The 16,502-nt window shown below is 65.6% G+C and carries 18 protein-coding genes and 1 pseudogene; 10 read left to right on the top strand and 9 right to left on the bottom strand.

Going from position 1 to position 16,502, the window contains the following annotated elements:
- The first annotated feature begins 345 nt into the window (after positions 1-345).
- The 3 genes from lafA to PKB_RS12520 all read left to right on the top strand — a co-directional run bounded on the left by lafA (position 346) and on the right by PKB_RS12520 (position 2,724).
- Entirely contained in the window at positions 346-1,209 is an 864-nt protein-coding gene (gene lafA, locus PKB_RS12530) for a lateral flagellin LafA (RefSeq protein ID WP_043252167.1), read from the top strand.
- A 223-nt stretch (positions 1,210-1,432) separates the two neighbouring features.
- Positions 1,433-2,266, top strand: a complete 834-nt coding sequence (locus tag PKB_RS12525) for a winged helix-turn-helix domain-containing protein (RefSeq protein ID WP_043252165.1) — start codon at positions 1,433-1,435, stop codon at positions 2,264-2,266.
- Positions 2,263-2,724, top strand: a complete 462-nt coding sequence (locus PKB_RS12520; RefSeq protein WP_043252163.1) for a hypothetical protein — start codon at positions 2,263-2,265, stop codon at positions 2,722-2,724. The genes PKB_RS12525 and PKB_RS12520 overlap by 4 nt, the downstream gene beginning before the upstream one ends.
- On the opposite strand, the gene PKB_RS12515 is transcribed toward PKB_RS12520, so the two are convergent.
- From PKB_RS12515 to PKB_RS12475, 9 genes are all read right to left on the bottom strand, one after another.
- Positions 2,718-3,749: an OmpA family protein gene (locus PKB_RS12515; RefSeq protein ID WP_052355263.1), complete on the bottom strand. Its 1,032-nt coding sequence runs from the start codon at positions 3,747-3,749 to the stop codon at positions 2,718-2,720. The genes PKB_RS12520 and PKB_RS12515 overlap by 7 nt on opposite strands.
- Positions 3,746-4,618: a flagellar motor stator protein MotA gene (motA, locus tag PKB_RS12510; protein ID WP_043252161.1), complete on the bottom strand. Its 873-nt coding sequence runs from the start codon at positions 4,616-4,618 to the stop codon at positions 3,746-3,748. The genes PKB_RS12515 and motA overlap by 4 nt, the downstream gene beginning before the upstream one ends.
- A gap of 3 nt (positions 4,619-4,621) precedes the next feature.
- Complete coding sequence (locus tag PKB_RS12505; RefSeq protein ID WP_043252159.1) at positions 4,622-5,356, bottom strand: FliA/WhiG family RNA polymerase sigma factor; 735 nt, start codon at positions 5,354-5,356, stop codon at positions 4,622-4,624.
- 10 nt (positions 5,357-5,366) lie between these two features.
- Complete coding sequence (locus tag PKB_RS12500) at positions 5,367-5,864, bottom strand: flagellar basal body-associated FliL family protein (RefSeq protein WP_043257254.1); 498 nt, start codon at positions 5,862-5,864, stop codon at positions 5,367-5,369.
- A gap of 43 nt (positions 5,865-5,907) precedes the next feature.
- Positions 5,908-7,110 carry a flagellar hook-length control protein FliK gene (locus PKB_RS28755; RefSeq protein WP_052355262.1) on the bottom strand — a complete coding sequence of 401 codons (1,203 nt, stop codon included), beginning with the start codon at positions 7,108-7,110 and terminating at the stop codon, positions 5,908-5,910.
- Between the two features lie 2 nt (positions 7,111-7,112).
- On the bottom strand, positions 7,113-7,436 hold the full coding sequence (locus PKB_RS12490; protein WP_043252156.1) for a hypothetical protein: 324 nt from the start codon (positions 7,434-7,436) through the stop codon (positions 7,113-7,115).
- Entirely contained in the window at positions 7,420-7,815 is a 396-nt protein-coding gene (gene fliS, locus PKB_RS12485) for a flagellar export chaperone FliS (protein ID WP_043252155.1), read from the bottom strand. The genes PKB_RS12490 and fliS overlap by 17 nt, the downstream gene beginning before the upstream one ends.
- Complete coding sequence (gene fliD / locus PKB_RS12480) at positions 7,812-9,119, bottom strand: flagellar filament capping protein FliD (protein WP_043252152.1); 1,308 nt, start codon at positions 9,117-9,119, stop codon at positions 7,812-7,814. Before fliD ends, fliS begins: the two co-directional genes overlap by 4 nt.
- Before the next feature lie 483 nt (positions 9,120-9,602).
- Entirely contained in the window at positions 9,603-10,121 is a 519-nt protein-coding gene (locus PKB_RS12475) for an Hcp family type VI secretion system effector (RefSeq protein ID WP_043252149.1), read from the bottom strand.
- A 714-nt stretch (positions 10,122-10,835) separates the two neighbouring features.
- On the opposite strand from PKB_RS12475, the gene PKB_RS29100 reads away from it, so the two are divergent.
- The 7 genes and pseudogenes from PKB_RS29100 (at position 10,836) to PKB_RS12440 (ending at position 16,388) form a co-directional block, all read left to right on the top strand.
- Positions 10,836-11,663 carry a type VI secretion system protein TssA gene (locus PKB_RS29100; protein WP_084166623.1) on the top strand — a complete coding sequence of 276 codons (828 nt, stop codon included), beginning with the start codon at positions 10,836-10,838 and terminating at the stop codon, positions 11,661-11,663.
- A complete protein-coding gene (locus PKB_RS29860) occupies positions 11,612-12,142 on the top strand; it encodes a hypothetical protein (RefSeq protein ID WP_167333365.1) in 531 nt (176 codons plus the stop codon). The genes PKB_RS29100 and PKB_RS29860 overlap by 52 nt, the downstream gene beginning before the upstream one ends.
- A 47-nt stretch (positions 12,143-12,189) precedes the next feature.
- The gene (locus tag PKB_RS12460; protein WP_043252146.1) at positions 12,190-12,330 is read left to right on the top strand and encodes a hypothetical protein; all 141 of its coding nucleotides are present in this window, start codon (positions 12,190-12,192) and stop codon (positions 12,328-12,330) included.
- A gap of 17 nt (positions 12,331-12,347) precedes the next feature.
- A complete protein-coding gene (locus tag PKB_RS12455; protein WP_052355260.1) occupies positions 12,348-13,127 on the top strand; it encodes an FHA domain-containing protein in 780 nt (259 codons plus the stop codon).
- A pseudogene (gene tssM, locus PKB_RS12450) lies at positions 13,025-14,755 on the top strand (type VI secretion system membrane subunit TssM); the annotation flags it as partial. The gene PKB_RS12455 and the pseudogene tssM, both read left to right, overlap by 103 nt.
- Positions 14,755-15,483, top strand: a complete 729-nt coding sequence (locus tag PKB_RS12445; protein WP_043252145.1) for a PP2C family protein-serine/threonine phosphatase — start codon at positions 14,755-14,757, stop codon at positions 15,481-15,483. The pseudogene tssM and the gene PKB_RS12445, both read left to right, overlap by 1 nt.
- Positions 15,480-16,388: a serine/threonine-protein kinase gene (locus tag PKB_RS12440; protein WP_084166621.1), complete on the top strand. Its 909-nt coding sequence runs from the start codon at positions 15,480-15,482 to the stop codon at positions 16,386-16,388. The genes PKB_RS12445 and PKB_RS12440 overlap by 4 nt, the downstream gene beginning before the upstream one ends.
- Positions 16,389-16,502 lie beyond the last annotated feature (114 nt).

Here is a 16,502-nt window from a genome sequence, read left to right as displayed (position 1 = left end):
CACCTCGGGGCAAAGAACTCGTTTGCCGCGTGGTGCACAAAGCGCGCCACCCTGCAGAGCAGGCCTAAACAATTGATTTTATTGGGCAACCAGGCACAGGCAGAGGAGTTGCGCTTCCGCCTGCGCAGCCTTGGCGAGCATAGGCGGAAGTCCGGCTTCCGCGCCCTGGACAGGCACCCCAAAAGGCGACAAGGCGCGGTTCGCCGGGCTTCTTCCGGCGTTTCTCGAGTGCTGCGAAAAAATTTTCGAACGCCATTTAAGTGCCGCCGAAAGTTCGTCGCCCTACCCCTTCAGCAGCCGAGCTAAGCCGGCTTCGACAGCCCACTCCTACGAAGGATCAAGTCCATGGCTCTCTCGATTCATACCAACTATTCCGCTCTCGTTACCCAGACCAACCTGAGCAAGACCAACTCCAAGCTGGCCACCAACCAACAGCGCCTGGGCACCGGCTTCCGCGTGAACAGCGCCGCGGACGACGCCGCCGGCCTGCAGATCGCCACCCGCCTGGACGGTCAGTCCCGCGGCATGGCCGTCGCCACCCGTAACGTCAACGATGCCGTTTCCCTGCTGCAGACCGGCGAAGGCGCCTTCAGCGAAATGACCGACATCGTTCAGCGCATGAAGGACCTGGCCACCCAGGCCGCCAACGGCACCAACAGCCAGACCGACCGTGATGCCCTGCAGTCCGAGTTCGACGAACTCGGCAAGGAAATGGGCAACATCATGAACAACACCAGCTACGCCGGCGACAAGCTGTTCGCCACCGGCGGCAAGTTCACCGCCAACGTCGACTTCCAGATCGGTTCGAGCAGCGGCGAAACCCTGAGCCTGGACGCTTCGGCCAACGTCAGCGGCGTTTCCACCGCACTGAGCGGCATCTCCGCCACCTTCGGCGGCACCAGCGGCGGCACCGAGCTGTCCACCGCTTCGGGCGCCAACGCCATGATCGACAAGATCGCCTCGGCCCTGGACAGCATCGGCACCCTGCGTGCCCAGTTCGGCGCCAACATCAACCGCCTGAACCACACCGCCAACAACCTGGCCAACATGAAAGACAACACCGACGTGGCCAAGGGCACCATCATGGACGCCGACTTCGCTTCCGAATCGGCTTCCATGACCAAGAACAGCATGCTGATGCAGTCGGGTATCTCGATGCTCAAGCAAGCTGGCCAGATGCCTGGCATGGTGATGTCGCTGCTGGGCTGATCCGCCGCGTAGCACCTCCCACGACAAACGCCCCGACTGGTTCGGGGCGTTTGTCGTTGCTTGGCGAAAAGTTTCGTCGGAAAGGTCTGCCCCATCCATGTCAAGCCCCATAGATTCAGAAATGGGACTTGTCTCTACATTTTGTTGACGCCAAAATGTCGGCCCTTTCTTACAAACGTCGAACAATTCCTACAAGAACGGGCCGGCGCAGCACCCCATGCACATGAGTCAGATTCCCCAGGCCCCCGAGGTCCGACCCGCTCCCCTGGGCAGCATCCGCACCGGGCTGGGCGACGGCTGCATCGCCCATTTCCATCCGGAGCTGTATCAGCTGGTCCTGCGCCGCGACGGCTACGAGGAAAAGGTAGAGCTGGGCTTTTCCGGCAGCCGCCTGCTCGAGCGACTGATGCGCGAGCCCGGCGAAGTGGTAGCGCGCGACGAACTGCTCTCCCACGCCTGGAGCGACCGGGTGGTCGGCCAGGGCAGCCTGAACCAGCAGATCTATACCCTGCGCCAGGTCCTGGGCGACGAAAAGCGCCGCGAGATCATCCAGACCCTGCCCCGCCGGGGCTACATGCTCAATCCGCAGTACGCCAGCCGCACCCCGCCGCCGAAAGCCGAGCCCACGCAAGCACCAGAGCCGCCGAAGGCCATTTCCCTGGACGAAATCCTGCCGCCCGCCCGACGCCAGCGGCCGCTCGACTGGATTGCCATGGCCACCCCGCTGCTGCTGATCGTGCTGACCCTGGCCGCCGCGCTGCACCTGTTCAGCCAGCAGCCGCGCCTGGCCCGCGAAGAAACCAGCGTCGGCAACAAGCACTTCATCTATCTGGATGCCGACCACGACCGCCTGCGCCAGTTGCGCGAGCGGACCGCCGAACTCAGCGTGCGCCTGGGCGCCCTGAGTACGGCCGCCATGAATTTCACCTTGTCACGGCACGCCGGGTTCTACGAGATCGCCTGCAGTGACGCCGACGGCGCCACGCGCCTGCTGGTGGTCCACCAGGACCGCCTGGCCGCCCTCGACATCGGGCAACTGCGGAGCTGCCTGCCATGAAACCTGTACACCGGCTCGCCGCCAGTGCGGCGATCAGCCTCTGCCTGGCCGCCGGATTGCTCGGCGCCTGGTTCGAATACGGCTCCGCCAGCGAGTTCGCCGGCCGCTACCACAGCAGCGGCAAACTCTTGCTCAGCGACGGCCGCGACCTGCGCCTGGAATACAGCCTGCTGCTGAAGAACGACCGCTTCTACGCCATGACACGCCAGGGCGACACCGTGCAGCGCAGCGCCGGCAGCGTCGAATCGAGCTTCCTCGGCCACCTGCGCCTGCGCGTGGACAAGAGCGAGCTAAGCGAACTCACGCAGGCCGGCGCAACCGACAACGAGCTGCTTTTCGACCTGCTTTACGGCGGCGAGAGCAACAACGTCATCGACCTCGTTCCGCAAGGCGATTGCCTGTTCGCCGAGGAAACCCGGCAACTGTTCTGCCCCGAGCGCTACGCCGGCGATCACTGAGCCTTGACTGCTGCGGCGGGTGCAGCAGGCGCTGCGATTGTCGGTGCCGGTGCCGCCGCAGCCGCGCCCTGCCCTTCCTTCACAGCCGGATCACGCGGTGCGCTGAACGAAGCGCCGTGCGGGCCGAACTCGATCTGTGCCTGGTCTTCGCTGAACAGCTGGCGATAGAGCTTCTCCGCGCTGTCGGTCAGCAGCAGCAATTCGATGCGGCGGTTGGCGCCGTTCTGCGGGTCGGCCGGCAGCAAGGGCATGCCGTCCGCCTGGGCGGTCACCTGCAGCACGTTGGTCGCCGGCAGGCCCGACTCCACCAGCACGTTGCGCGCGCGCAGGGCGCGGTCGCCGGACAGGTTCCAGTTGTTGTAGCCATTGGCGCCGCGGTACTGCACCGCATCGGTGTGGCCGCTGATGATCAGCTTGTTCTCGACCTTGGCCAGCACGCCGCCCAGGGCGACCAGCAGGGTGCGGAAGTGCGGATCGAGGTTGGCGCTGCCGCGCTCGAACATGAAGCGCTTCTGGTCGTCCTTGATCAGCACGCGCAGGCCCTGGGGCACCACCTTGATCTCGACGTTGGCCAGCGCATCGACCTGTCCGGATACGGCGCGGATCAGCGCGGCCAGCTCTTGCAGGTCGACATTCGAATCGTAATGGCGCGGCTCTTTCGCGGTGTTCGGCTGCTGGTCGCCATTCGCCTCGGGCGTCGCCGTGGCGGCCGGCTGCGCCGGACGGGTCGGGTCCTGGGGGTTCACCGGCATGGGCAGGCCATCCAGGGCGATCGGGCTGCGGCTGGAGCCGTCGAAAACGCCGGCGCCGCCATCCACCAGCGGGTTGCTCTGCAGGTCGCCGGAAGACGGGTTCTGCAGCGCGCTGCGCGGCTGCACGATCCACAGCACCATGAACAGCGCCATCATCGCCAGGGTGAAGTCGGCAAAGGCCACCTTCCAGGCGGAGCTGTGCTCCTCGGCGTGGCCCTTCTTGCCGCGCCGCTTGATGATGATCTCGTGGTTCTGTTCGGCGCGCTTCCTCATGCCGCTTCCCTTTCATCCTCGTACTGGTTGACCCAGGTCTCGAGCTGGCGGAAGGCCGGCTTGACGTCCTGCTCGATCAGCTTGCGCCCGGCGTCCACCGCCAGCAGCGTGGGCTTGCCGGCGACGTGGGCGACCAGCGTGGTGCGCACGCACTCCAGGGCCGACAGCTCGGTCTTCACCCGCTGCGCCATGGCGTTGGAAAGCGGATCGAGCACGCAGTAGCAGAAGAAGATGCCGAGGAAGGTGCCGACCAGCGCGGCGGCGACGTGCGCGCCCACCTCGGCGACCGTGCCGCCGATGCTGCCCATGGTGATGATGATGCCCATGATCGCGGCGAGAATGCCGAAGCCGGGCATCGCCTCGCCGACCTTGTGCAGCGACTTCGACGGCAGCAGCAGCGCGTGCTCCATGGCGTCCAGCTCCTGCTCGAGGAAGCCTTCGAGTTCGTGCGCGCTGATCTTGCCCATGGCCATCAGGCGGAAGTTGTCGGCGATGAACGCCATCAGGTTGTCTTCCTCGAGAATCAGCGGATAGCGTGCGAACAGCTCGCTCTGGCTGGGGTCCTCGATGTGCTCGTCGAGCACCTTCAGGCCGCCGACCTCGACCATCTCCAGCAGTTGGTAGAGCAGCATCAGCAGCTGGCGCTGGAACTCCTCGCCCCGGCGCTTCTGGACGAACACGCCCTTGAGCTGGTGCAGCATTTCCACCAGCACTTCACGCGGGTTGGCCACCACCAGGCTGCCGAGACCGGCGCCGAGGATGATCAGCACTTCCGCCGGCTGCCAGAGCACGCCCATTTCGCCATGGGACATGGCGTAGCCGCCCAGGACGCAGGCGACGATGATCAGCGCGCCTATGACTTTCTGCATGATTCAGCTTCTCTCGCTCAGGTAACGGCAGGCCTTGTTCAACGCCTGCTTGCTCAATTGACAGACCCGGGCGTCGCTCACGTCGAGGACCAGGGCGATTTCCTTCAGGCTCAGCTCGTGCTGGTAGTACAGGGTCAGCACCAGGCGTTCGCGCTCGCTCAGCTGCGCCAGGGCCTGGGCCAGCATGCGCTCGCGCAGCACCCGCACCTCCAGGGCCGACTCACCGTCGGCCAGGTGTTCCAGGCCCTCGCCGAGCAGCGCGTCGAGGCTCTCGATGGCCTCGGAAGTCTCGGCCTGCAGGTAGTCCTGGTAGCCGCGCTCGTCGAGGCCGGTGTGGGCGAGGATTTCCTTCTCGCTGGGCGCGCGGCCCAGGCGTCGGGTCAGCTCACGGATGCTGTCGCGCACCTTGTGCGCCTGCAGCCGCACCTGGCGCGGACGCCAATCCTGGCGGCGCAGCTCGTCGAGGATGGCGCCGCGGATGCGCAGCACGGCGAAGCCGGCGAAATGCTCGTCGGGCGTGCCGTAGCGGCGCAGGCTTTCGAGCAGGCCCATCAGGCCGATCTGCTCCATGTCCTCGCGATCCAGCACCTGGTTGGCCTGCAGCGACAGCTGGCTGACCACCCGCTTGACCAGCGGCAGGTAGCGCAGCAGCCACTGCTGTTCGGCGCCGGGCGCGATGGCCGGATGACCGGCGGCCGGTGCGTGGTTCTGGTAGTCGAGGGCGCAATGGGCATTCATGGCCGTGGCCTTACTGGACGATCAGCTTGCTGACCAGCACATGCTGGAAGGGCGCGATCACCTTGCGCGTGGCGAAGTCGGCGAGCAGCACCTGCTCCAGCTCCGCCTGCAGCGCCGGCACGCTCTTGCCGCGCAGCTGCTCGAAGGTCAGCGCGCTCAGGTGCGCCACCGCCGAGTTGCGCACCATCGGGTCGATCTGCTCCAGCTTCTTCTGCGCCGTGCCCTGCTCCGCCTGCAGCACCAGGTCGAGCACGAAGTAGTGCTCGCGGCCGTCGCTGCCCGGCAGGCTAACGATGATCTTGGTGACCGGGAAGAACTCGAACTCGGCCGGCTCCTGCTCCTTCTCTTCTTCCTTGCCCTTGTCCTTGTCCGCGCCAGCCTTGGCCGCTTCGGCCTGGGCGCGCTCGGCCAGCAGCGGCCGCGCCAGGAACCAGGTCGCCGCCACGCCACCGCCGGCGACCAGCAGGTTGAGCACGGTGACCAGCAGCATGATCCGCGGCATTGTCATAAAGGGTTTGCGAACCTCGATTTCATCCATTGCTTGCTCGTCCTCAGACGGTTACCAGCACGTCGCGCGGGCGCCGTTCGGCATCCTCGGGCGTGCCCTGCTCGCCATTCGCGGCGCGCACTTGTGTTTCTTCCAGCCAGGGCGCCGCGCGCCCCTGCTGGGCCTGTTGCTGCGAACCCTGCTGCGCGGTGCGACCGTCGGAGACCTGCACATCGACCACCTGCAGGCCGTTGCCGGCGATGTCCTGGCGCAGGCGCTCGGCGCCCTGCTGGATCATTCGCGCAACGTCGCTCTGCTGGGCGTGGATCTGCACCGTCAGGCGTCCGGCCTCCTGGCTCAGGTGGATGTCCAGGCGCCCCAGTTCCGCGGGGTCGAGGCGAATGCTCGCGCTCTGCTGGTTCTGCTTCAGTTGCAGCTCGACGTTGTCGCGCAGCGCATCGAGCATCTGCTCGCCCCAGCGCTCGGCCGGCGCCTGCAGGCTCAGCTGGCGCTCCGGAACCGGCATCGATGCCGGCGCCGTCGAAGGCTGAGCAGGTGCTGTCGGTGCGCTTGCTGCCGGCGAGGCGCCCGCGGGCTCGCCGACCTGACTGGCAAGCCTGTCGAGCTGGCTGCGCAGGGTGTCGTCAAGCGTGGAGTCGGTCTTGCCCGGCGCGGCATCCGGCGTGGCATGCGCCTCTTTCGGCAAGGCCGCCAATGGCAGCGCCTGGCCGCCTGCCGGCTGCACCGGCATGGCCTGCACGGCCGGCAGGCCGGAGCGCCACTGAGGCAATGCGCTGGCGGCCGCCTGCGCGGCTTTCAGCACGCCCTGCGCAACGCCAGACGCATCCGCGCCCGAGTCACGCGCCTGCAGGGTCACTTCGCGCTGACCCAGCATGCTCGCCAGCCATTGCTCGGCGGCAGGCACGACAGATTGCGCCGGCTCGGCCTGGGGCACATCGGTCGGCGTCGGCGTCGCAGCCTGGGCGTCCTGGGGCGTATCGGCACCGGTCGCCTGGACCGGCACTGCGTCCTGCGCGGCATCCGCCTGCAAGGCCAGTTGAGCACCGAAAACATCGCCCGGCACAACCGCATCGGTAGCGCCATCGCGCGCGGCTTCCGCCTTGCCCTTGGCGCCTTTCGCATCCTTGGTGTCGCGGTCGCCGTCGGCACGGCCCATGGCCGGCACGCTGCCCGGTTGCGCCGCCGGCAGCGGCGCGTCGTTGCCCGGCGTCGCTTTCGCCGCCAGACCGGGATTCACTTGCAGCACCCTTACCTCCCAGCCAACACGCGGTCGATGTGCATGTACGCGGAGCGCCCTTCGGCGTACTCCAGATGACTCATGAGCAATTGCCGCAGGCGTTCCAGCTCGCGCGAGCCTTGCTGCCGGGCCTGCTCGTGCAGGGCCTGCAGATCGCGCTTGGCGGCCAGCGCGGCGTCATCCAGCGCCGGGCCGGCGGCCAGGCGCTCGAGCAGCGCGCGGATCAACTGATCGATCTCGCCCAGGCGCTGCCAGTCGCCGAGCGCCAGCACTTCGGCCAGGCGCGCGTGGACTTCGCGCAGGGCGCGCACGACGTTGTCAGCCACGGGCGGCATGGACACCGGCCCACCCCTCGCGGAGCGTGCCGAGCAGCCCGACCACTTCGTCCAGGCCGTCCAGGGACAGGCTCACGCTGACCTCGGAAAGCTTGTAGATGCAGTAGTCGTAGAGGCGCGCCAGGTCCTGCACGACCTGCCCGCCAGCGTCGAGGTCGAGGGCGCTGGAGAGGCCATTGAGGATGTTCATGCACTTCTCCAGGGAACGGCCCTTCTGCTGGAAGCGCCGCGCCTCGATATGGCCGCGCGCGCGGGCCAGCTCGTCGAGCAGGCCGTCGAACAGCACCAGCACCAGTTCGTAGGGGGAAGCGGCGGCGGCGCGAGCCTCGAGGTCCACCGAGCGGTAGCTGTCGTAGCCTTCGTTCATCGAGTAGGTCATGTGAACATGCTGGAGGTCTGGTCCATGGAATTCATGACTTGCATGAGGTTGGTGTACTGCTTCAGGTAGCGGTTGTAGGACGCGTCATAGCGGGTCTGCAGCGCATCGAGCTGGTCGCTGACGTCACTGAGCTTCTGGTTCAGGCTGTTCACCCGCGAGGTCAGCAGGCCGCTGCTGGAACTGGTGTAGGTCTTCAGCGTGTCGTGCAGGCTGTCGATCAGGTTGCCCTTGCCACTGAACAGGTTCTCGAAGCCTTCGGCGTTCTGCGCCAGGGCCTTGTCGAACTTGCTGCTGTCCACGGTCAGCTTGCCGTTGCTGTCGGCGCTGATGCCGTAGGCGATCAGGTTGGCGCCGCCGAAGCTGGTGCGGATCAGGCCGTTCACCGCCGACTTGATCGCCTGCACGCTGGAATCACCGGCCAGCGCGCCGCGCGAGCTGCTGCTGGAGCCGCTGGCGGTGAGCGAGGAGAGGCTGCTCACCAGGGCGTTGTAGGCGTCGAGGAAGGTCTGCAGTTTCTTGGTGGTGCCAGCCTTGTCCTGGCCGATGTCCAGGGTCAGGGGCGAGCCGGCCGGGTCGCTGACCTTGTTGAAGGTCAGGCTCACGCCGTCGATGGCGTCGTCGAAGGTGTTGCTGCCGTTGCGCAGCTCGATGCCGCCCTGCCCACCCAGGTAGACGATGGCGTCCTTGGCGCTGGTCAGTTGCTTGCGGCCGTCGATGGAGGTCTGCACCGCGGTGTTGCTGCTCGACACGCTGATGGCCTGGTCGGCGCCGGTGTCGTTGCTGGTCAGCACCAGGTTGACCGAGCCGTTGCTGCGCACCAGGGTCGCGGTGAGGCCGGTGTTGTCGCTGGCGCCGTTGATCTTGGTGGCCAGCGCCGAAAGGCTGGTCACGCCGGTCATGTCGACGTTGAAGCTCTTGCCGTTCTGGCCGAGGGTCAGGCTGCCGCTGCCCAGGTCGCTGTCGCTCAGGCCCTGCAGGGCGAACTGGTCCTTGGACGCCAGTTGCTGGACGAAGAACTGGTAGCTGCCGGCGGTCGCAGTGGCGCCGACGGTGGCGGTGGCATAGCCGTCGTCGCTGAAGGTCGCGCTGTTGACCAGCATGCTGCTGGCGCCGCTAGTGGTGCTCTTCAGGCCCGTCACTGCCGAGTCGAAGGTGCTCAGGGCGGTCTTGAGCTGATTCACAGCACTGAGCTGGTTGTTGTAACTGGTCTGATTACGGTTCAGCCGGGTCTGCGACGCCTGGATGTCGTACTTGGCCAGCTGCGTGGCCATGCTCTGGACGTAATCGGAATCTATGGTTGCCATGGTCAGGTACCCCTTTGCGAGCCTTATAGCAATATCGATGCCAACGCCTGAAAGCCCCATGAAACGGGGCTTCCAGACATCCGTAGGGTGAAAGGACACTTCCGCCAGAAGAAACCGGAAGCCAGCCCGGAAACGGCGTTTCCGCCTGCCGGGAACGGAGCTGCTCCCCTCTACAGGCGACGCGCAGAAGGCGGGGCTTAAGCGGTGGGATAGGGGAAATCCCGTAGGAGCGAGCTCGCTCGCGAACCGCACGGCACGACGCCCCTGTAGGAGCGGCCCATGGCCGCGATTCGCGCGCATGGCGCGCTCCTACGAGGGGCATCGGTACGGGGATTCTCGCGGATGAGTTCCGCTCCTACGGGGGATGCCGAAGGTTCGTGGCGGGCGCTTTGGCAGGGGCAGCAGGCAAAAAAACGGCGCCCGAAGGCGCCGTAAGAGAGAGTCATTAGGCGAAACAGCCCCCTGAGGGGGCCGGTCTGGCCATCAACTGGCCTTGGGTGCTCGCCAGTCATCGGCCGCCGAGGTATTGGCCACGACATGCTCCCAGCTGATTTTCCGATACGACAGCGCAACGTCGATCAGTTGGGTGAAGTCGGAGTACATCGGGCTCTGCGCATTGGGCACCGCCATGGAAATGTTGACGATCACGGCGTCTTCCAGCGTGGTGCTGAAGAAGTGCTCCTGCTGGCCGTTCACTGACGTTCGGTAGAGCTTCAGGACAACCTTGGTGAGCAACTCGCCAGAAGCCAGCGCCTGATAAAGCAGCGGTACGGATTTATTAACGGAACAGGTGAATACCAGTGGACGGTGAACACGTTGCCCGGTCGGCTGGCCGGATTGCGGATCGGTTGGAAGTTGAATGAGGTGCTTGATTTCCTGGACCAGGATTTCGTCCTCATGTCCTTCCACGAAACCATTTCCAACAGAATCTGCCGTGAAGGCTCCCTGGGTAATATTGCCCTGGGTCTTTCCAGTGATAGAGATATAGGCAGGTGTAGGCATTTATCAATCCTCAATGACTTGTAGGAAATTACATACAAAATGTAGGAATCCAGATTCAGGAGAATGTATCCCCCGATGTATGCGCGTGCATCATTGCGCGAACCTCCGGACTTTGACCCTTGTTTCTTAGATAGTTGTACTGGTCTGTCGGATAATGGAATGCTGGCCCAAACCCCATGTTTGCAACCACCCCCGCGAGGCTCGCCAATCTGTCCTTACCCGAAAAATTGGAATTGGCAACGTCTTTCAGAAACCCCTTCCCCTCGGCCATTGATGCTTCGGAGTTTGTCAGTTCGCCGGCATCGACCCTCCCCATATTGGTACACATATTTCGCTCTTGAGCAGTTGAGAGCCCCACCCTAAATCTCTGCATTGCGAAATTAACCCATCCAATACTGTGCGCATAAGATCCTGGAGTACTAGAGGCTCCGGATGAATCTGCGGCCTTTTGAAGCAGATTTCTATCCCCACTCGGCATATACCAATCTCCCGCAATTAAAAGCCGCAAAAACGTTATCACTCGAAATAATTCAAAAAATTGACACAGATCAATTTCGAGCCGAGATAAACAATTTCAAATAATCACGAATTCGGCACCGACAATCCAAGCACTCAAACACTAAATATTAGGCGCTAAACGATTACACCTTTATCAATCGCGAATAACAGACCAACAAATACCCGCCCAGAGACAAATCATCGCAGGAGGTTAATTTGAATTATCAAAAGGACCTGGCGATGCATTATTTGAATTTACTGGGCACCCCAATCAGCCGTGACAGCTATGTCGGTTCCAGCGCTCGCTATTCGCCCGAATACGAACAACTGGAGCGCGAACTGAGCAAAGGGTTGGCGCTGGGTGACGCCGGAAAATTCGACTGGGAGCGGGTTCGTCAACTGAGCGAGACCGTGCTGAGCGAACAGTCGAAGGATCTGCGCGTCGCCGCCTGGCTGACCTGGGGGCTGTACCAGTGCGAGTCGTTTCCGGGCCTTAACGCCGGAATCGGCCTCATCCGCGGCTTGTGCGAACAGCACTGGCAAGACGTCCACCCGACCAAGGCTCGTACCCGCGCGGCGGCATTGGGCTGGCTGACCACACGGCTGGAACCGCTGTTCACCGAGGACCTGGCGCTCAAGGATCAGCTCCCCCTTTTCCGCGAACTCGCCGACAACCTCACCGGTCTGGAGGCCATCCTCAGCCGGGAGCTGGGCGCCGATGCGCCACTGCTGCTGCCACAGTGCCGGCGCCTGGCGGAGATGCTGCAGCGGGCAGCGCAAGGGCAGCCGGAACCCGGCTCGGTAGGCGCGGTGGTCGCCCAGGTGAAGCAGGCCGCTAGCCCTACCAGCACCAGGGCAAGCTGCTGCACTTCATGCCCCTGGACCTGCCAGGCGGCGCGCGTTCGGCGTTTCTCTGGGAGCCCGGCTGCGACACCGTCGAGGAGGCCGCCTGCAGCAAGGCGCTGGGTTTCAACAGCGACCGCGACCTACCGGTGCGGCCGGGCTTCATCGGCCAGTTGCTGCAGTTCTCCGACCACAAGATGACCGACAGCTACATCCCCAACGCCTGGGCCGTGCTGCGCCGCTGGCAGCGGGCGCTGGACGGGAAAGCGACGCTGGTCGCCGAGATCGAACGGCAGGCGCTGAAAGCCCAGCTCGAGGACGTCAAGCAACGCCTGCAGCAGGTCCAGCGCGAGCTGGCGCATACCCCGGGCAAGCCCGCCGACAAGCAGGCGCCGATCACCGCGCAGAACGCCCTGTCCGCCGAACGCGGGCGACTGGAAGAAAGCCTCCAGCGCCTGGACTCCCTGCGCTTCGACAGCCCGACCCGGGAAAGCCTGTACGGCGACCTGGCCGAGCCGATGCTGGAGCAGGCCCTGGAGCGCTGGCTGGCACACGCGTCGAACCATGACCCGGAGCCCCTGGCCATGATTCCGCCCAAGGCCGCGAACGAGTATTGGGCCATCCCTGCCGGGCCGCTGGACTTCGACAAGCTGTTCGGGCCGGCGGGGGACTGGAGCTGATGCCTCGCCACCCTCGCCCCCTTACGCCCCCTTCAAAAGGACACCCGATGCCTTCCCTTCCCTGGCGCACCGCGCTGCTCTGCTGCGTCGTCCTGTTCGGCCTCTGCGCCTGCGGCGGCAACTACCGCTTCAACGACGACGACTACCGCCCGCTGGGCGAGCCACAGGCGATCAAGCCTCGCCACTGAACAAGGAGTTCGCCTTCATGGACCTGGTTTTCGAAATCGTCAGCGCCCTGCAATCGGTGCCCGCCGTGCCGGCTGGCAAGACCTTCCGGCAGGCCGGCGGGGTGATCGGTCGCCACGCCGACTGCGACTGGGTGATTCACGACCCCACCAACGAGCTTTCCAAGCAGCACGCCACGATCAGCTATCGCGACGGTGCCTACTACCTGACCGACATCAGCACCAACGGCACCCAGCTCATGGACGACGGGGCGCAGCTGGGCAAGGGCGCGCCACACCGCATAGCCAATGGCAACGTGTTTCGCCTGGCCACCTTCCTGATCCGCGCCCGGCTGGTGGAAAGCCAGGCGCGCGCGGATCACGCCAGCGCCGCGCCGGCCCTCATCCCCGACGACGCCTTCCTCGACCCGCTCAGTGCCATCGGCCTGGCCAATGGCGTCCGCCTCGGCGGCGAAACATCGGAAGCGCCGGTGCAGCCGGCGGACCACACCCGCGTCGAGATCGGCAACCTGCCGCTGCCGGTACTGGTGCCGGAATCGCAGCCGGCTGCGGCAACGCCTTCGCCACAGCCAGCGGATCGCTTCTGGCAAAACTTCGCCAGCGAATTGGGGCTGGACCTGGACGAGCTGGACGATAACGCCCGGCAAGCCCTGGCGCTGAAGACTGCGCACCTGCTGCGCCAGTGCATCGGCGGGCTGCAGCAGACTGGTCGCTGCGCTACCGCGGCAATGCCAAGGTGCAGAACAGCCTGGCCGGGCACTTCGCCCGCCTGCTGGAACAACCCTTCCGCTACCCGCTGAACGATTCGCTGGTTGCCCAGGCGCGCCAGAAACTCAAGGGCGAGCCCCTGGCCAGCGTGGTCTATCGGCTGCTCCGCGAGCAGGCGCGCAGCCTCCCGGAATATCGCCTCAGCCAGCACCTCGGCCCGCAGGGAGCACTGCTCACCGACGCCGACTACGCGATTCCCGGCCTCTATACCCGCACCGGCTACCAGGGCTATTTCATCACCCAGGGCGAACCCCTGGTCCGCGAGTTCCTGCGCGACAACTGGGTGCTCGGCGAAGGCAGCAGCCTCAGCGGCCAGGACTTCGTCCGCCTGATGGTCGAGCTGCAGCAGCTGTACTTCCGCGACTACGCCGACCATTGGAGCGAAGCGGTCAACCGGGTGCAGCTGCAACCGCTGCTCGACACCAGCCAGGGCGCCGACGAGGTTGCCGCCCTCACCGCGGCCAACTCGCCGCTGCTGCAGTTGCTGCAGGAAGTGCGCGACAACACGCTGCTGCCAGGGGTGGCGGAAGGCGCCGGCGAAGCGGTGGCGGCCCTCGAAGCCAGTGGCAAGCAGGGAGCCGTGGGCAAGATCGCCGCCGCTGCGGCCGGCCAAGCCCGCGACGCGCTCGCCAAGAACCTGCCGGACAGCGCGCGCCTGGCCATGCGGCGCCGCTTCGAGCCGCTGCAACGGCTGCTCGACGACAACGGCGCACCCAGCGCCGACTTGCCGCCAGTGCTGCAAGCACTCAACGGCCTGCAGTTGCAACTGGCAGGTTTGAGCCACGCCAGCCAGCCGCAGCAAGCCGCCTTCGAACTGGCGCGCAACCGCATGGGCGGCCAACTCGACGCACTGGCCTCGCTACGCACCAGCGCCACGCGCCTGCCGCCACCGCTCAACGGATGGTTCTCGCTGCTGGCCGAGGACAGCTGGAGCCTGGTGCTGGACGATGCCCACCTCTACCTCAACCAGCGCTACCAGAGCGAGCTCTACAGCTTCTATTTCAAGGCCCTCAACCAGCGCTATCCGTTCAACCCGCAGAGCGAAAGCGATGTAGCCATCGCCGACTTCCGCGAGTTCTTCAAGGCCCAGGGCGTCGCCGAGCGCTTCTTCGAAACCTACCTGCGGCCCTTCGTCAGCGGCGATGCGGAGGCTTACCGCCTGCGCAGCGTCGATGGCCGCAGCCTGCCGGTCTCGCACGACTTCCTCGCGCAACTGGGCCACGTCCAGGCGATCCGTCGCAGCTTCTTCACCGACAACCCGGCCGAACCCCAGGTGCAGTTCAGGCTGGAGCCGCACAGCATCGACGCCAACCTGCACCGTGCGGAATTCCGCTTCGCCGGCCAGCGCCTGGAGTACCGCCACGGCCCCATAGTGCCGATGACCTTCAAGTGGCCGGCGGAAACCGACAACGACCGCAGCGGCCTGACCCTGGAAGAACTCGGCGGCCGCCGCGCCAGCCTGGAAAGCGACAGCGGGCCCTGGTCGCTGTTCCGCCTCTTCGACCAGATGCACAGCGAGTACCACAGCGGTCGCGATGTGCTGATGCTCAAGGCCGACATCGACGGGCTGCGCGCCAGCTACCTGGTGCTGGCACAGCGCGAGCCGAACCCGTTCGACCTCGCCGCCCTGCGCCGCTTCCACCTGCCGGTGTCGCTCTGATGGCCGCCGGCAGCCTCTGGCGCAGCGCGGCGCGCAGCCACCCCGGCAAGGTGCGCGAGCACAACGAGGACGCCTTCCTCGACCACCCGGAGCAGGGGCTCTGGGTGGTCGCCGACGGCATGGGCGGCTACCACGGTGGCGCACGCGCCAGCCGCCTGGTCGTCGACAACCTCGCAGAGCTGCCGATGCAGGCCGGCTTCGAGGTGCGTCTGCGACAGTTGCGCCAGTGTCTTCATGGGCTCAATCGCCGGCTTTGCGAGGAGCCTACCGTCGTCCGCGAGCAACCCAGGCCGGTCATGGGCAGTACCGTGGTTTCGCTGCTGCTCGATGGTTCTCGAGCCGCCTGCGTCTGGGCAGGCGACAGCCGTTGCTATCTCTGGCGCAGCCATCGGCTCTACCAGCTCACTCGCGACCACTCGCTGGAGCAACGACTGATCGACGAGCAGGGCCTGAGCGCTGAGCAGGCGCGCTGCAACCCCTCCGCCCATGCGCTGACTCGAGCGATAGGCGCCGGCGACCAACTCTCGCTCGGCGTCCTCGGCCTTGAGACCTATCCGGGCGACGTTTTCATGCTGTGCAGCGACGGGCTCTATCGCTCCCTCAGCCAGGAAGCCCTGAGCCATGCGCTCGCCCTCGCCTCGCCCGATGCCGCACTGGAGCGTCTGTTCGAGCAGGCACTGCAAGGGGCGGCCCGCGATAACCTCACCGCCGTGGTAGTACGCCTATGAGCCATTCGGAAGCCCTCGCCGACCAGCCGTTGCCCGAGGCCCTGTGCGACCGTTATCAGCTGGAACGGTTGCTCGGCGTGGGCGGAATGAGCAGCGTCTACCGCGCCCGCGACCTGCTGCGCGAGCAGTTCGGCGAACCCGAGCCCTACATGGCGCTCAAGCTGCTCAACGCCGAGTTCGCCGAGTATCCCGACGCCAACGCGCTGCTCTATAGCGAGTACGCCCTGACCTTGCGCCTGCATCACCCACACGTGGTGCGCCCGCACAGCTTCGAGGTGGACCCGGCCAGCCAGCGCGCCTTCATCACACTGGAGCTGCTGCGCGGCCCGACCCTCGACCAACTGCTCTGCGAGTGCCCTGAAGGTTTGCCCCGGCACGAGTTCGCCGAACTGGCCGGCGACCTGCTGGCCGCTCTCGCCCACGCCCATGAACGCGGCGTGCTGCACGGCGACGTCAAGCCGAGCAACCTGCTCCTGGCCGAGGACGGTCTACGCCTCTTCGACTTCGGCCTGGGCCAGGCAAGCCAGGGCCTTCTGGAGGGCTTGCCAAAACTGGCGCGCGCCCGCTTCGCCGCCTGGACGCCCCGCTACGCCGCCCTCGAACTGCTCGAAGGCGGCCCCCTCTCGCCCGCCACCGACCTCTACGCGGCGGCCTGCGTGCTCTACGAGCTGCTGACCGGCAAGCACCCCTACCAACGCCTCAGCGCGCGGCAAGCCAAGGCCAAGCAGCTCGACCGGGAGCTGAGAGCCCCCGCGCAACTGCCCCGCCGCTGCTGGCGCGCGCTGCGTACTGCCCTGGCGTTGGACGAAGCGGATCGCCGGATCAGCGTCGCACAGTTGCGCGATGCCTTGCACACGGCACGTCCAATGGGGCTGGGGCGATGGCTGCCACGGCGTCGCGGATGACCCGGAACAAGGAAACGCACGCATGTTCCCCCTGCCAACACCACCTTCCATGCGCCAGATGCCCCACAACACCAGGATGTGCCGATTCCGCCATCTCCGAAATATCGAGTCGAA

The sequence above is a fragment of the Pseudomonas knackmussii B13 genome (assembly GCF_000689415.1).
Lineage (GTDB): Bacteria > Pseudomonadota > Gammaproteobacteria > Pseudomonadales > Pseudomonadaceae > Pseudomonas > Pseudomonas knackmussii.
Note: the sequence above shows the minus strand (reverse complement) of the source record. Positions and strands in the feature narration are given on the sequence as shown.

Coding starts and splice junctions, on each gene's coding strand:
- lafA (WP_043252167.1), top strand. CDS start 346: ATGGCTCTCTCGATTCATACCAACTATTCCGCTCTCGTTACCCAGACC.
- PKB_RS12525 (WP_043252165.1), top strand. CDS start 1,433: ATGAGTCAGATTCCCCAGGCCCCCGAGGTCCGACCCGCTCCCCTGGGC.
- PKB_RS12520 (WP_043252163.1), top strand. CDS start 2,263: ATGAAACCTGTACACCGGCTCGCCGCCAGTGCGGCGATCAGCCTCTGC.
- PKB_RS12515 (WP_052355263.1), bottom strand. CDS start 3,749: ATGAGGAAGCGCGCCGAACAGAACCACGAGATCATCATCAAGCGGCGC.
- motA (WP_043252161.1), bottom strand. CDS start 4,618: ATGCAGAAAGTCATAGGCGCGCTGATCATCGTCGCCTGCGTCCTGGGC.
- PKB_RS12505 (WP_043252159.1), bottom strand. CDS start 5,356: ATGAATGCCCATTGCGCCCTCGACTACCAGAACCACGCACCGGCCGCC.
- PKB_RS12500 (WP_043257254.1), bottom strand. CDS start 5,864: ATGACAATGCCGCGGATCATGCTGCTGGTCACCGTGCTCAACCTGCTG.
- PKB_RS12490 (WP_043252156.1), bottom strand. CDS start 7,436: ATGCCGCCCGTGGCTGACAACGTCGTGCGCGCCCTGCGCGAAGTCCAC.
- fliS (WP_043252155.1), bottom strand. CDS start 7,815: ATGACCTACTCGATGAACGAAGGCTACGACAGCTACCGCTCGGTGGAC.
- fliD (WP_043252152.1), bottom strand. CDS start 9,119: ATGGCAACCATAGATTCCGATTACGTCCAGAGCATGGCCACGCAGCTG.
- PKB_RS12475 (WP_043252149.1), bottom strand. CDS start 10,121: ATGCCTACACCTGCCTATATCTCTATCACTGGAAAGACCCAGGGCAAT.
- PKB_RS12460 (WP_043252146.1), top strand. CDS start 12,190: ATGCCTTCCCTTCCCTGGCGCACCGCGCTGCTCTGCTGCGTCGTCCTG.
- PKB_RS12455 (WP_052355260.1), top strand. CDS start 12,348: ATGGACCTGGTTTTCGAAATCGTCAGCGCCCTGCAATCGGTGCCCGCC.
- PKB_RS12445 (WP_043252145.1), top strand. CDS start 14,755: ATGGCCGCCGGCAGCCTCTGGCGCAGCGCGGCGCGCAGCCACCCCGGC.
- PKB_RS12440 (WP_084166621.1), top strand. CDS start 15,480: ATGAGCCATTCGGAAGCCCTCGCCGACCAGCCGTTGCCCGAGGCCCTG.